The 15,051-nt window shown below is 38.6% G+C and carries 15 protein-coding genes and 1 other annotated feature; of the genes, 6 read left to right on the top strand and 9 right to left on the bottom strand.

Translation table 11 applies throughout. The features are described from left to right. Positions 1 to 67 precede the first annotated feature (67 nt). The 7 genes from ACEN4N_RS00875 to ACEN4N_RS00905 all read right to left on the bottom strand — a co-directional run bounded on the left by ACEN4N_RS00875 (position 68) and on the right by ACEN4N_RS00905 (position 4,750). The gene (locus tag ACEN4N_RS00875) at positions 68 to 1,219 is read right to left on the bottom strand and encodes an NADP-dependent malic enzyme (RefSeq protein ID WP_407093504.1); all 1,152 of its coding nucleotides are present in this window, start codon (positions 1,217 to 1,219) and stop codon (positions 68 to 70) included. A 36-nt stretch (positions 1,220 to 1,255) separates the two neighbouring features. Next, positions 1,256 to 1,507 carry a hypothetical protein gene (locus tag ACEN4N_RS00880; protein WP_407093505.1) on the bottom strand — a complete coding sequence of 84 codons (252 nt, stop codon included), beginning with the start codon at positions 1,505 to 1,507 and terminating at the stop codon, positions 1,256 to 1,258. Positions 1,508 to 2,389: 882 nt separating this feature from the next. Next, complete coding sequence (locus ACEN4N_RS00885) at positions 2,390 to 3,742, bottom strand: CHAP domain-containing protein (protein ID WP_407089652.1); 1,353 nt, start codon at positions 3,740 to 3,742, stop codon at positions 2,390 to 2,392. Then, positions 3,717 to 3,947 (bottom strand): phage holin, encoded by a 231-nt coding sequence (locus ACEN4N_RS00890; protein WP_235956391.1) that lies wholly within the window; start codon positions 3,945 to 3,947, stop codon positions 3,717 to 3,719. The genes ACEN4N_RS00885 and ACEN4N_RS00890 overlap by 26 nt, the downstream gene beginning before the upstream one ends. Continuing rightward, entirely contained in the window at positions 3,934 to 4,200 is a 267-nt protein-coding gene (locus ACEN4N_RS00895) for a hypothetical protein (protein ID WP_138405217.1), read from the bottom strand. The genes ACEN4N_RS00890 and ACEN4N_RS00895 overlap by 14 nt, the downstream gene beginning before the upstream one ends. 73 nt (positions 4,201 to 4,273) lie before the next feature. Next, positions 4,274 to 4,501 (bottom strand): DUF2922 domain-containing protein, encoded by a 228-nt coding sequence (locus ACEN4N_RS00900; RefSeq protein WP_138405218.1) that lies wholly within the window; start codon positions 4,499 to 4,501, stop codon positions 4,274 to 4,276. Between the two features lie 48 nt (positions 4,502 to 4,549). Then, positions 4,550 to 4,750 carry a hypothetical protein gene (locus ACEN4N_RS00905; RefSeq protein WP_138405219.1) on the bottom strand — a complete coding sequence of 67 codons (201 nt, stop codon included), beginning with the start codon at positions 4,748 to 4,750 and terminating at the stop codon, positions 4,550 to 4,552. 224 nt (positions 4,751 to 4,974) lie between these two features. Between ACEN4N_RS00905 and ACEN4N_RS00910 the strand changes: the two genes are divergently transcribed. Then, positions 4,975 to 6,618 carry a peptide ABC transporter substrate-binding protein gene (locus ACEN4N_RS00910; RefSeq protein ID WP_407089653.1) on the top strand — a complete coding sequence of 548 codons (1,644 nt, stop codon included), beginning with the start codon at positions 4,975 to 4,977 and terminating at the stop codon, positions 6,616 to 6,618. A gap of 61 nt (positions 6,619 to 6,679) precedes the next feature. Here ACEN4N_RS00910 and pepT read toward each other — a convergent pair whose 3' ends face one another. Then, positions 6,680 to 7,933, bottom strand: a complete 1,254-nt coding sequence (pepT, locus tag ACEN4N_RS00915) for a peptidase T (protein ID WP_407089671.1) — start codon at positions 7,931 to 7,933, stop codon at positions 6,680 to 6,682. A gap of 160 nt (positions 7,934 to 8,093) precedes the next feature. Next, positions 8,094 to 8,325 (top strand) — a binding site (T-box leader). 488 nt (positions 8,326 to 8,813) lie between these two features. On the opposite strand from pepT, the gene ACEN4N_RS00920 reads away from it, so the two are divergent. The 5 genes from ACEN4N_RS00920 (at position 8,814) to ACEN4N_RS00940 (ending at position 13,146) form a co-directional block, all read left to right on the top strand. Beyond that, positions 8,814 to 9,077, top strand: coding sequence for a hypothetical protein (locus ACEN4N_RS00920; RefSeq protein WP_407093506.1), 264 nt, complete (start codon positions 8,814 to 8,816; stop codon positions 9,075 to 9,077). Between the two features lie 93 nt (positions 9,078 to 9,170). Then, entirely contained in the window at positions 9,171 to 10,112 is a 942-nt protein-coding gene (locus ACEN4N_RS00925) for an ABC transporter permease (protein ID WP_407093507.1), read from the top strand. After that, the gene (gene opp3C, locus ACEN4N_RS00930; RefSeq protein WP_407093508.1) at positions 10,113 to 11,186 is read left to right on the top strand and encodes an oligopeptide ABC transporter permease; all 1,074 of its coding nucleotides are present in this window, start codon (positions 10,113 to 10,115) and stop codon (positions 11,184 to 11,186) included. It abuts the gene before it with no gap. Between the two features lie 8 nt (positions 11,187 to 11,194). After that, positions 11,195 to 12,244, top strand: coding sequence for an ABC transporter ATP-binding protein (locus tag ACEN4N_RS00935; protein WP_407093509.1), 1,050 nt, complete (start codon positions 11,195 to 11,197; stop codon positions 12,242 to 12,244). Further along, positions 12,241 to 13,146: an ABC transporter ATP-binding protein gene (locus tag ACEN4N_RS00940; RefSeq protein WP_407093510.1), complete on the top strand. Its 906-nt coding sequence runs from the start codon at positions 12,241 to 12,243 to the stop codon at positions 13,144 to 13,146. The genes ACEN4N_RS00935 and ACEN4N_RS00940 overlap by 4 nt, the downstream gene beginning before the upstream one ends. 111 nt (positions 13,147 to 13,257) lie before the next feature. On the opposite strand, the gene ACEN4N_RS00945 is transcribed toward ACEN4N_RS00940, so the two are convergent. Continuing rightward, on the bottom strand, positions 13,258 to 14,988 hold the full coding sequence (locus ACEN4N_RS00945; RefSeq protein ID WP_407093511.1) for a DUF1002 domain-containing protein: 1,731 nt from the start codon (positions 14,986 to 14,988) through the stop codon (positions 13,258 to 13,260). Between the last annotated feature and the right edge of the window lie 63 nt (positions 14,989 to 15,051).

Here is a 15,051-nt window from a genome sequence, read left to right on the forward strand (position 1 = left end):
AAGAAGTAAAAGGCTAAAAAAACCAATGAATCTTCATGAGACCCATTGGTTTTTAATGTTAAAATTATTATTTAGTCGCATTGCGAACACTATCCGCAACAACCTCAGCTACTTTAGGGTTAAAGGCATTCGGGATGATATTCTCCACACTTAATTCTGCCTCCGGAATCACACTCGCGATTCCTTGAGCGGCAGCAATTTGCATTTCATCTGTAATGTCACTTGCGCGTGCATCTAAAGCTCCACGGAAAATACCAGGGAAAGCTAGAACGTTATTAATTTGGTTAGGGAAATCGCTACGCCCCGTTGCGACGATAAATGCGCCACCTTCCTTCGCTTCATCCGGCATGATTTCTGGTGTTGGGTTCGCCATCGCGAAGATAATCGGCTTTTCACTCATTGTTGCAATCCATTCTTTCTTCAACACGCCTGGCGCTGACACACCAATGAAAACATCCGCATCTTTCACAGCTTCTTGTAAATCCCCTTTCAAGTTATCAGGGTTTGTTAAACTAGCTAAGTCTTTGTGCCGCTCATCTAAAGCAGGATCATCTAAAGCAATCATACCATCGATATCACAGACGATAACATTTTTAGCACCTGCGGCTAACATTTTCTTAGCAATTGCCGTTCCGGCAGATCCACCACCATTGATAATGATTTTTGCTGACTCGATTTTCTTATCAGCAACTTTCAATGCATTGTATAAAGCACCTAATACGACAATCGCTGTCCCATGTTGGTCATCGTGGAATACTGGGATATCCAATTCTTCTTTCAAACGTCTTTCAATTTCAAAACAACGCGGTGCAGAAATATCTTCTAAGTTAATTCCACCAAAAGAAGGAGCAATTGCTTTAACATGTGAGATAATCTCTTCAACATCTTGTGTATCTAATGAAATTGGAACAGCGTCCACATCTGCGAACGCTTTGAACAAAGCTGCTTTCCCTTCCATCACTGGAATCGCAGCTTCAGGTCCAATATTTCCTAGTCCTAATACAGCTGATCCATCAGTGACAACTGCGACTAAATTACGTTTCGTTGTATATTTATAGACATCTTCTTTATTCTCCGCAATCGCTGAACTAACTGCCGCCACACCTGGTGTATATGCTACGGATAATTCTTCCATATTTGTAATGGATACTTTAGGATTAACCTCAATCTTCCCGCCTAGTTCCTCGCTTAATCTAAGTGCTTCTTTCCTTACGTCCATGTATCTTGCTTCCTTTCTATGATTGAACTCTACTCATTACCACTCTGCATTCTCAAGTTCCCACTCTGTCCAAGGATATGGTGCTACTAAAATCTCCTCGCCTGTTTCAGGATGTGTGACTGTTATCACAGTTGTTGTTAAATTATTTTGATGCCTAAAACCCTCCACATGAAAATACCCATTACTATCAGCTACGGCATTTTCCATAGTTGTAGCATAACCATTTACATGTGTTACTTTCACTTCAGCATTCGGGTAAGTATAACCTTCGACATATCCTTGATCCACAAAATATCTTTCAAGCGTTAAGTAGCCTGACACATGTTCGGTGCTATTGGACGATACTGGTAAATACCTAATTCCATCCCATACATATTCAGACCATTCTCATTTAAGTCTCTAATTGTCGGTGAGATTGATCTCCAGCTATTCCGTAATCATAACTCTTATAAGATTTCACTGTTATTGTTGCTAGGGCCTCTGCTTCTTGTTTACTCACATATGCCTCAACTTACTCAAATGTATAATTCTATGTACCTTCCTTATAAAGTCGAATTGCTTCTTCTCGCTGCTCTTCAAGTGACTGAGTATGCCCAACTTCTCCCGCAAAAATTAAAAAATAAATGCCAATATCAATTTCATCAATCTCTTAATCATTGCTACTGTCTATTATGTGTTTTAGTATAAATATATTATATAGTTTTATTATAGCATGTTAGGAAGCGCTTTAATAAATTAAATGCAAAAAGAACACAGAAACTAATTTAACTTAGCTTACCGTGTTCTTATGAAACCTTTCAATAACGAGCTTAATCTACTAGAACTTTTGACCGGCTGTTTCCTCCGATGATCCATCATTACTAAATCCATCGGCATCAATGCTTTTCTTAGTAGCTTATGTGATATACCCATCTACTCCGCCCCCTCTTTAGTCGTCAAATTCCTTAAAACTTGTGACTTCTTGAAATCATTGAAATGATTCTCTAAACTCATTATATGCTTTATCAAACCGCTTACAATTTTATTGTCCCAACATTCTCATGATTCATAGAAATAAGACACTCACAAGCAAAAAACGATCCTTGTCCCATCAATTAAATTTCATTTAAATGCGAAATTATCTTAAATAAAAAAACTTCCCGCAATCGCGAGAAGTTCTTCCTATTTCAATTAAGCACTCAACACATCTGACTCTAATAGCCAACCTAACACGGTCCCATTATCCGCTAATAGAAAAGCTTTTTGCATTACTTCTTTCGTTTCTAATACATCAAAAGCCTTGCCTTTGACCCAAGTCGCTATCCGCTCACCGGTCTGCCAAGTGGTCGCATCGGTCGATACAATCACTTTCTCATTTCCTTCACTTCCAGCAAACCAGTCTGCATCTAGCTTCTTCAAGACGCCCGGATTGGCTTTATCTATCCCAACTCTTCTTGCTTCCATGCGTTCTAAGTACTTCGTGTATCCTAAAGCAGCATAGTCGTACTTAGATCCACCAACCTGAAATAAGCCTTTGACTGCATCCTTGAAATTCCTCTGGCCACTCACTTTATATATCCCACCGGGTCGCAGTAAATATATCCAGTCTTCAAAGAAATCCTCCTCCGATGCATAGCGAAGATAGTAACCACCTTCGCTCTTAGGACGTGGACTGCCCTTCGTTTTCTTAATATCAGGATTGCCAATATAGTTGACTGACCAGGTCATCCCGCCCCAATTTTGATCTAATTTTGCGACATTGGACTGACCCCAAACCCCTTCAAAATGCAACATAACAATAAGTAGACTGGGTAAAATTTGATACTGCTTTGATAAGGCGAGTAACTTATCTAGATGTGCCTTCGATAACTGAGCATCTTGATATATTAGAGCAGCTTCTGACACAACTACAGTCGGCGTCTGAATTTTATCTACAAAGATTTGATTGACCTTACTCTGCACATGGTTAAAGTCATAACCCGCAGCAGCGAGTTGAGCCATTCTTGCTTGGCCGACACCCCATTTTCCTGCGATAACTTCTTGAACCAACTCATCAATGGTCTTCTTCACTTCACCGACCACTTGATACTTCGGTCTAGCGTAGCCCATAATGCGCTTATCATTCCATTGAAAAGTATTCCGCTTCACTTTGGCTTGGCTATTGCCTTCAATGGTCTTCACTTGGTTATGCTCAACCGACTCCACAAACCCAATGTGATCAGCCCAACCATTCCCATCCCAATCAAAAGTAATAATGTCACCCGCTTTAGGGAACTGTCTTCCTAACCAAATCCCTTTCGCTTTGAAGATGTTGATATGACGTTGGACACCACACTCTCGCCCAATCAAATCACTCATCCCAGCCTGATCGGAAACAACCGTTACAAACACGTCACACCAATCATCAGTCAACTTGACCTGATACCCCATCGGGATGGGACGTATTGAATTATAGGCTGCAATTAAATTATTGAAAGTGTTCGTCCCCTCACTCACACCAATATAACTTTGTGCGACTTTAAGCAACGACTGTACTGTGGCCATTCCCGTCACCTCCATTGTAATATTTACTTGAAATTTGTAAGATCGTCCCGAGAAAAACGGCGAATAAGTTAATGGTCGAAACGAGTATTTCCACATCCGCATAGCTATACAACTCTCCCAAACCTTGGAAAAGTACCGCCACAGCTGGTAAAACCACTAAGACAAACCACTTCAGTAAATCATACGTTCGATTAGTTAAACGCATAAGAGGTCAGCTCCTTTACTTGATTCGACAACGATATCTGTTCCATCTCTAAGGTATGAAGCTTCATATCATGGTTATTGACCCGTTGGGTTAAATCACTTAAACCATGTTTATTCGCTTCCAGCTCTGTTTGCATCGTATCTAGGCGGTTAATTAAATTTTGAATCGAAGTAATTAAACGAATCATCTTGGAGATGAGCGTTATTACCGTAATCATTGCCCCAGCCAAACTACCTAATTCAATCACAGACATGCCTTTTCCTCCTTTTTCGCAAAAAAATAAGCCTCGCTAATAACTATAGCGAGGCGTTGGGGGTGCGCTGCGATTAAGCAGCGTAAATGTCTTCAACCGTACGACGAACGTAGCGAGCTCCTACTGCTTGCGCGTAAGCATCACCATTCTCATTAACAAAGATTTCAGCGCCAGCAATTGCGTCCAATGCTGCTTGAGCCTCTTGTGCTGTTAGGCCCAACTTAGGGTTACGAAGTGTGACCTTTTTGTTTGATCCTGCTTCGTCTTTGAATAACAATTCTAAATTATTTGTTTCTTCCATTGTGTATACCACCCTTCTTTTCACTTAAGCATCTTTATCTGACACTATTTACGCAAACGCGAATGTGTGAACCGCTTCTACCGTTGCGATTGGCTCCTCAATCACACTTTGCAGTGCATTGCGAACAGCCTCAACATCCTCTACTGGCGCATCCTGAGTTAAATCATTCAACGTCACCGTTGTCTTCTTCTCCGTCACCGGATTAATCGCAGTAAGCTTTAAGCTTGCTGATAGGAATTCTTTGTTCATCGTACCCCTCCTCGTTTTTGTTTGTAAGTAAAACTACTTACACCCCTATAAACGTATTTTTTAGAAAAAGTGTCACCCCTATTTTGGGAAATGTTAAAAATCCCTCAAACTTATTTATTTATCATTCTTCTAATTATTTATTAATTGTAATCTTTATCATTGACTTATTATTAGAAAGTGCTAAATTGAAAGAAATATTATTTAGAAAAGGATGAGTGTTGAGAATGAAATTAAAAAGGAAAGTTGTATCTCTTTTTGTTAGTGCTTTGGCCTTAGGTAGCGTGTTTTCTAGTGTTCCTGTTTCTGCTCAAGATGCACCAGAGGTGGATCCTTCTGTTGAACAAACATTAAGTATCGCAACTAATGGAGAATTATCGACTTTAGATAGTGCATTATACAATGATGTCCCTACATCAGATATGATCGGTCAAATCAATGAAGGGCTGTACCGCGTAACAACGGGGAGTGAAGTTGAATTAGGTCAAGCTGAGGATGTTAATGTTAGTGATGATGGTCTCGTTTATACATTCACACTAAGAGATGGATTAACTTGGAGTAATGGAGATCCTCTCACGGCGCATGACTTTGTGTATAGTTACCAACGTTTGGTTGATCCTAATTCAGGTTCAGTTGCTTCAACGACGGTTGAAATCTTTAAAAATGCTGCAAGTATCCGAAACGGTGACATGGAACTGGATGAATTGGGCGTCGTAGCCTTAGATGATTTAACACTAGAAATTACACTTGAATATCCAGCGCCTTACTTACCAAAGCTGCTAACAGGAAGTCGATTCTTACCAGTTAGCAAAGCTTTCGTAGAAGAAGTGGGTAGTAGCTATGCTACTTCGTCAGAAAACCTTGTAAGTAATGGACCCTTCACATTAGAAAACTGGAACGGTTCAAACCTCGAATGGAATCTAGTGAAAAATCCTAACTACTGGGATGCTGATAATGTTTACTTAGAAGATGTTCTTGTTCAAGTAGTGAAAGAAACAGGTACGGGAGCTGATTTATTTGATGCGCAACAACTCGACTATGCTGTCTTAACAGATGACTTTGTACAACAATATGCTGGAAGTGACTTTTTCTACTCCGTACCTAAATCTACTGTTGGATATCTAAGTTATAATACAACTAGAGAAGCTACTGGTAACGCGAATATCCGTCGTGCTTTGTCACAAGCATTCGATAAAGAATTATATGCAGAATCGGTTATTCAAGATGGTTCAACACCATTAAATGGTTTAGTACCTGTCGGATTTGATGTGAGTGAAGACGGGGTTGATTTCCGTGATGAGCAAGGAGATATCTTAGTTTATGATGTCGAACAAGCTCAAGCAGATTGGCAAGCGGGACTTGATGAGTTAGGTGTGGATTCATTAGAACTTGAATTATTAACATCAGATGTTGACCTATCAGGTCGTACGGCTGAATATTTACAAGCTCAATTACAAGAAAACTTACCTGGTTTAACATTAACAATTCGTAGTGTCCCATTACAAAACCGTATTGAATTCCAAAGAAATCTAGAATTTGATATCTTCTATGGAACGTGGGCACCTGATTACCAAGATGCAATTAACTTTATTGAACAATATCGCACGGATGGCGGAATCAACTTTGCTGAATATTCAAATGAAGAGTACGATGCTCTCGTAGAAGCAGCACAGGTTGAATACGCAACTGATTCTCAACAACGTCGTGAAGCATTGCTAGAAGCTGAACGCATTGGTGTTGCAGAAGATGCAGTCACTGCACCGATTTACCAAGCTTCATCGTCATACTTACTAGATCCACGTGTTCAAAACTTTGAAGTCTATCCATTTGGTCGTACAATTAACTTACGTACAACTTATGTTACTGAATAACATGCCACAATAAAAGGTCGAACAAGGAGCTTAGCGCTCTTTGTTCGACCTTTTTTCTTGTTTAGATGTGATAAACCACTGGTTGTTCTTGGACGAGTTCAATTATAGATAGTATGACATCACTCGCTAATTTCATTCTTTCCACGGTAACAAATTCGTATTGCCCATGAGAATTCTCAGACCCTTTAAATAAATTAGGTGTCGCAATGCCTTTAAAAGCGAGATGACTCCCGTCTGTTCCACCACGCATAGGGTTAATTCTCGGTGTCACACCAACTGCTGCGTAAGCTTGCTTCGCTAAATCAAATGATCTTGAATCATTTTTTATTATATTTCCCATATTTGCATATTGATTTGTAATCACACATGATATTCTTGGATAAGCATAAGTAGCGTTTTGTTCATCGACCCATTTCTTGATTTGTGCTTTTCGCTCTTCGAACTTATCAAAGTCATGATCGCGAATATTATAAATCGCAGTCACTGAGTTTAAGTCCCCAGTTTGACCTCCTAACATATAGTATCCTTCATAACCACTAGTAGTTTCAGGAGTTTCATTCGCTGGGATTTTTTGGTAAAACTTCGCTGCTTCCGCTAATGGATTTACCATGACATCTTTAGCTGCCCCTGGGTGAACACTCGTACCAGTAAAAGTTAAAACCGCTTGCGCCGCATTAAATGTTTCATAATCGAGTTGCCCAGTTCGTCCTCCATCAATGGTATAAGCAAATTCAACGGGCCATTTTTCTGCAATGAAGCGACTTGCGCCAATCCCAATCTCCTCATCCGGTCCAAATGCTACCCAAATATCTCCATGAGGAATCTCAGGATTCTCGATAAGATGTTTCATCACCTCAACAATTGATGCCATTCCTGCTTTACAATCCGCTCCTAATAAAGTTGTCCCATCCGTTGTCACTAATGTTTCGCCAACATAATCTTTTAAATTAGGAAATTCTTTGACGGTCATCACAATATCTAACTCTTTGTTTAAGACAACATCTTTCCCATCATAATTGTAATGAACTTGTGGGTTTACATTCTCAGATGGGAAGTCAGCTGTATCTATGTGAGCCATAAAACCAATTGCTGGAATATCTTCGTCTGGTTGGTTGCTAGATACTTTAGCTGTGACGAAACCATCACGTTCATCATAGAATACCTCCTCTAGCCCTAATAAATTCAATTCGTTCTCAAGCTTCAAAGCAAATTCGACTTGTTCTGGTGATGAAGGGATCATATGTTTATTGGCTGGGTTACTTCGTGTATTAAACCGAGCGTATCGGATAAATCGTTCAAGTATTGTTGAGTACATCATAGTCCTTCTTTCTTTTCGTAATATAATTAAGATGTATTATAAAAGAACAAATATATATTGCAACTTTTATTAAAAATAACTGAATAAAATTAAAAACAAAAGCAGAACTATTGACTAACGCTTTTATAATTAGTACTATATCATTAATATTCCATGAGGAAATGCGACGAAGAGAAGAGTAATTTACTTAATTAACTTTATTAGAGAGTCTGGCTGGTGAAAACAGATAGTTAAAAGTGAATGAAGATGAACTTGGAGCATTCGAATGATTCAAATTAAATCGACGGGTGCGCCCGATAACGCGCAAAGTATTCATTGATACTTATTGAGCGATTACTTGTGAAAGTAATTCGGAACCTGGGTGGTAACACGATAAATTCGTCCCTTCTGTTAGATTATTTCTGACAGAAGGGACTTTTTTCATCGAAAGAGGTGATGGCTTTGGATGAAAAGACACTTGAAATTATTCTTGAGTACCAGGCTGATTACTTTCCAAAGTTATTTTTAGCGACTCGCTTCTTGCCTGTGAAGAGGTTGGATCGGTGTAAACTTGGAATGGGCTTTTGTCAAAAATGATAATTATTAGGACGCTGAAAATGTATACCTTGATGTAGCTCACATATCTGTGATAAAAGAAATCGGAACTGGGATTGACTGATTCGAAGTTAGTGAACAGGAAGTGATATTCTTCATACCCTTCCAATAGCAAAGATTGGTTACTTAGGTTTCAATACAGCTCGTGAAAACACGGGCAACATTGCTTTAAGACGTGCGATTTCTCAAGCCTTCGATAAAGAACTTTATAATTAATCGGATTGGAATACTGCCAAAGAAGAACTAGAATTTGATACAATAGACTTAGAACTACTTGTCTCTGATGATGACCTGTCGAGAAGAACTTATTCGTTCAGCTAAATATGACTTCGTAAATGACTTAGATGGCCGTTGGGAAACTTTAATTGAAGCTGAAACACTAAGTATTAAAGAAGAAGCAGCTGTAGCTCCGATTTACCAAAGAGCCAATCCTTTCTTACTTACTCCAGAAGTAAAAGGTTTGAGAGTGTTACCTTTGGGTCGAAGTTATGATTTACGTCAAGTATATATATTTCTGCTCAGTAGTTCAACGGAATTACGTCGCTAGTTCTTAAGATGTTGCTAGTGTAGTCAATTGTCAAATTGTATCATGATCGTATACCGATTCATGACACAGTTATATAATAGAAAGAGGTTTAGAATGACACAATATTTTCGTTATATATTACGAAGAGTTGCATTAATGGCAGTTACATTATTTATTATTATTTCTGTAACTTTTTTATTGGTGCAATTTTTACCAGGGTCACCTTTTGCCAACGAAGAATTATTAACTGAGACTCAACTTGCCTTATTATATGAAAAGTATGGATTAAACGAACCCATTCATATTCAATACTTTAATTATATAAGGAATGTACTCAAAGGAGACTTCGGTGTTTCCTTCCAGTTCAATAATATCCCTGTGACACAAATTCTTGCAGATAGAGCCGGACCTTCGATTCAGTTAGGACTCCAAGCGATGGTGCTTGGAACAATTGTGGGAACCATTCTGGGTATTATCGCAGCAGTTAAACAAAACACTTGGATTGATACATTAACTTCAACGGTTGCTATTGGTGGACGATCTGTGCCAAACTTTGTCTTTGCTGTATTACTTCAATTCATCTTTGCCGTTGTCTTAGAATGGCTACCGATCGCTTTTTGGCGCGATGGCTTCTTATCGAGCATCCTGCCGACGATTGCTTTAGCAATCTCACCGACGGCTGAAGCTGCCCGGTTCATTCGTACGGAGATGATTGAAGTGCTTAATAGTGATTACATTGAACTCGCCAAAGCCAAAGGGTTTTCAAAAATATATATTATCAGTAAACACGCGCTAAGAAATGCAATTATTCCTTTATTAACTATCTTAGGACCGGTAACTGCTAGTTTAATGACTGGATCACTCGTTATTGAGAATATCTTCTCCATTCCTGGAATTGGAGAACAGTTCACAAAATCGATTCTAGTGAACGATTATCCAACTATTATGGGTGTGACAATCATGTATTCAGTTATTCTTGTTGTCATTATCCTCATTGTAGATATTCTTTACGGATTGATCGATCCTAAGATGCGTGTTACACAAGGAGGTAAGTAAATGTCACATACAGAGATTCCTAATACAAACTATAATCAAAAAATTGTAGAACGCACAAAAGATATAGACGACTCACTATTTACAACAAAAGTTCAATTAGAATCTGATCGGAATGAGGAAATTGTCGCTCCTACACTAAACTTCCTCCAAGATTCTTGGCGTCGTCTCAAAAAGAATAAAGGCGCGATGATTTCATTCTTTGTTATTTCTTTGATTATCATTATCGCTGTGTTTGCACCCTTCTTTGCGCCACATGATCCAAATGCGCAAAACCCTGCATGGTCAAATTTACCACCAAAAATTCCTGGTTTAGAAGGGTTTAGTTGGTTCAATGGAACGTCTGTAAACCGTGGGGGTGCATTAATTGATAGTTATGACCAATCTGGTGTACCTGAAGGAGTTTATTATTATCTTGGAACTGACAGTTTAGGTCGAGACCTATTGTCTCGCATCATCTTCGGGACACGGATTTCTTTAATCGTTGCCTTCGCAGCAGCGCTAATAAACTTAATATTCGGAATTGCATACGGTATGATTTCTGGATGGATGGGCGGACGCGTGGATAACCTCATGCAACGAGTGCTTGAAATTCTATCAGGTGTTCCTAACTTAGTTATTGTCGTACTCATGCTTTTAGTTATGAATCCCGGTTTGGTTTCGATTATTATTACCATTGCTTTAACCAGTTGGATTACGATGTCTCGGGTTGTGCGAGCTCAAACAATTCGACTCAAGCAACAGGAATATGTTTTAGCTGCACAAGTGTTAGGTCAACCCACTATTAAGATTATGTTCAAACATATCTTACCAAATATGATGGGCTTGATTATCGTACAAGTCATGTTTGCCTTACCGTCAGCAATATTCTTTGAAGCCTTTTTAAGCTTCATTGGTATCGGAATTCCAGCGCCTAACGCATCCCTTGGAACTCTTATTAATGACGGTTACAAGACTTTCCGATTCTTACCTCATCTCATGTGGTATCCAGCAGCAGTGATTTCGATTATTATGCTTTCATTTAACCTTTTAGCTGATGGTTTAAGAGATGCATTCGATCCGAAAATGAAAGAATAGGTGATATTTTGAAAGAAGAAGTATTAACAGTAAAAGACTTAGCCATTAGTTTCCAAACTTTTTCTGGGAAATTACAAGCAATCAGAGGCTTGTCTTTTAATCTTTATCAAGGAGAAACCTTAGCCATTGTTGGTGAATCGGGATCAGGTAAGACTGTAACGGCTCGCTCAATTATAGGACTATTAAGCAAAAATTCGATGATTGAAAGTGGCCAGGTTATCTTCAAAAATAATGACTTATTAAAGTATACAAACAAGCAAATGGAAGCAATTCGTGGAAATCAAATTGCGATGATTTTCCAAGATCCTATGACCGCTTTGAATCCAACACTTTCAATCGGAAGACAAATTACGGAAGTGCTTGAGAAGAAAAGAAAGATGAGCCGTAAAGATGCGGTGGATGAAGCGATCAATCTCTTAGATTTATGTGGTTTAGTCAATCCTAAAGAACGAATGAAGCAATATCCACATGAGTTTTCTGGAGGACAGAGACAAAGAATCGTTATTGCGATTGCCCTTGCGGGAGACCCTGAGATATTAATCGCAGATGAACCCACCACAGCACTCGATGTAACCATTCAAGCTCAAATTATTGAACTACTTAAAAAAATTCAAAAAGAGAAACAAATGACTATTATCTTTATTACACATGACTTAGGTGTCGTCGCCAATGTGGCTGACCGAGTTGCCGTAATGTATGCAGGTAAGATTGTTGAAATTGGATCGGTCGATGATATTTACTATCATCCGCAGCACCCTTATACTTGGGGCTTATTAAACTCAATGCCAACCCCAGATTCAAAAGGAAGCTTGTATGCCATACCTGGAACACCTCCGGACTTATTAAATCCACCTGAAGGAGATGCTTTTGCCTTTCGGAATGAATACTCATTGGCCATTGATTTTGTTAAACAACCACCCTTATTCGAAGTAAGACAGGGACATTACGCTGCAACTTGGCTCTTGCATCCAAAGGCGCCAGCAATTACAGTGCCGGAACCCATTCAAAAACGCCATGAACACTTTGAATTGAAACTAAAGAGAGGGGAGATTCAATGACAGACAAGCCAATAAAGAAACAACCTCTTGTTCAGATTAAACAGTTAAAACAATACTATAATGAAGGTACTCGTAATGAAGTCAAAGCGGTCGACGGTGTCAGCTTTGATATCTACCGCGGTGAAACATTTGGTTTAGTTGGTGAATCAGGCAGTGGTAAATCAACAATTGGGCGTGCCATTGTTAATTTATATCAACCAACTGATGGGGATATTATCTTTGATGGTAAGTCATGGACCGAAAGACAAACCACTCAAAGTAAATTAGCCTTCAATAAAGAAGTTCAGATGATCTTCCAAGACCCCTACGCATCACTTAACCCGCGTATGAAGGTTAACGATATTATTGCGGAAGGCTTGGATGTACACAATCTAGTAGGAAACAAGAAGGAACGGTCTGAACGTGTCTATGAATTACTTGAGGCCGTAGGTTTAAACAAAGACCATGCTACGCGATATCCTTATGAGTTCTCTGGCGGACAGCGTCAAAGAATTGGTATTGCTCGGGCCTTAGCCGTTGAACCAACCTTCATCGTCTGTGATGAACCGATTTCTGCTTTAGACGTTTCAATCCAAGCACAAATTATTAACTTGCTAGAGGAGTTACAAGTCAAACATAACTTAACTTACTTATTCATTGCCCATGATTTATCAATGGTAAAGTACTTTAGTGACCGAATCGGTATGATGTACCAAGGAAAAATTGTTGAAGTCGCGGACGCTGATACTTTGTATGATCATCCGAAGCATCCTTATACACAAAGTTTGCTATCAGCCATCCCATTACCAGATCCAGATTATGAAAAAGAACGTCAACGAATTATTTATAAACCAGATGAAGCGTTCTATAATCCTGAGAATCAATTAATTGAGACAGAACCTAATCATTGGGTGTATCAGTGATTTGAAGGATTAATAACATATAAAATTAAAACCATCCCGCTAAATTCACGTAACATGAATTTAGCGGGATAGTTTTATATATCATAATTAAAGTTAGAAGCTTTAATTGCTTTATTCCACTACCTCATCAATCACTGCAGTATATAAAGCGAAGTCTTCATCTGAAACATCGCCACCCATTTGAAGTAATATATCTCCTTTTGAATAAGTATGAGAATATAGCATAGCTGCTTCCTTCCCTAAATCATCATACACAGCTTTCATTGTTTGAAGATCATTCTCATCTCTCACTAAAAATAACCTTCCATAATTGAATTGGTCAATACTTCCATCTTCATTTTCAAAAACAAACTCAGCAAATTGTGCTCCAAAACTAACAGCTTCTTCAGCTAGTAATGGCGCAATTCCATAATCATTACGCGTCATAATTTTAGGTTCCATAACATTAAGTCCCGAATCATAAAATGCTTGAAGAATTTCTACAAGTTCTTCATTCTCCACGCTTTCTGCAAATTCACTAGATACACCGTTTTCTACATCAGCTGCTTGATCTTCTGGGGTTGATGGCTCGCTTCCATCTAAAGGTATTACAACCGGCGGTTTCCCATAGGCCCTCATATCCATTAGTTCTAGTTCCATGTCCTCTAAATTTGCTGCGCCATTAAATCCAAAGCTCTGTTTAACATCTGCTTGGCGATTGGATGAAACCATCGTCTGAAAATCATCGTTTAAAAAGTAATCATCTGCTTTTTGACCGTTAACATATAACGCAAAATCATATCCCGCGGAAGTTTCAGTCTCTCCAGTATTTGTCACTGAATAATGAACTGTAAATACATTATCATAATTTTCAGTGACATAATCTACTCTTTCGTCCGTTAAATACATATCGGTAATTTCGACTTGAATTTCACCATGGTTATAAACTTGGTTAATTGATTCGTATTGTCTCATTGCTTCTTCTAGGGCTGCCCTTGTGTCAGGGTTTTTAGATACTGATGATTTAGAAAAAGCAACACCGTGATCTAGTAGTAAAGATTGTACATTTTCGCTATATTGATAATTGTAATCAGCTAGAATTTCGCTAAGTATTTCATTAACTTCTTGTAAAGTTAATGCTTCCTTACCTTCTACTGCATGAACAATAGCCAAATTGTAGCGAGTAACTAACTGGGACACTTCTCTTTCCGACATATTTGTTTCACTTAATAATACTTCTTCTATTTGGATAAGGTTCTCAGCGGTTTGAATATCTTCTGCATCTAAACTATAACCAGCTTGATCAAATATTTCATATACACCACCTAAAGCACCTTCACCTGTTACTGCGATAACAGATGCAATTTTTATATCTGCATTCGTTGCTCCTGCCGTAATTGCTGCATTTTGATAAGCTGATTCAGATACTACGGTAATGTTCTCTGGTGTTAATATTTCAACATTAACTCCCGAACCACTTTCTGGCATATCGACCATTACACTTGAGTAAACATCTGTTGATTCATTTGAACCGTCACTGATAAGTTCATTTAAAGCAACACCATCAATTTTTATTAAGTTAGATTGATCATTGCTCTCCATTCCAAAGAGTGCTAATAGCTGACTAATCTGCTCATCTGAATTTGAATTACCTACAGCAACTCTTTTCTCCAGTTGCGCTACATTTGTTCCTTCTACCGGATCACCTTCGCCATCATTCTGTGTTTCTTCAAGTTGATTACGTAATTCTTCTAACTCTGCTTCTTTCTGAGCAATTTCACTTTCAATATCCTCTTGTGCATATACACCAACAACATTTGATAACACCAACATGCTACTTAAGACGAGAAACATTTTTTTCATCCGTGCACCTCTTTTCAAATTATAAAACAAGTATGTTTATAAATTAATTTTATCACATATTCA

Source organism: Ruoffia sp. FAM 20857 (genome assembly GCF_045528645.1).
In the GTDB taxonomy this organism is placed as follows: Bacteria; Bacillota; Bacilli; order Lactobacillales; family Aerococcaceae; genus Ruoffia; species Ruoffia halotolerans.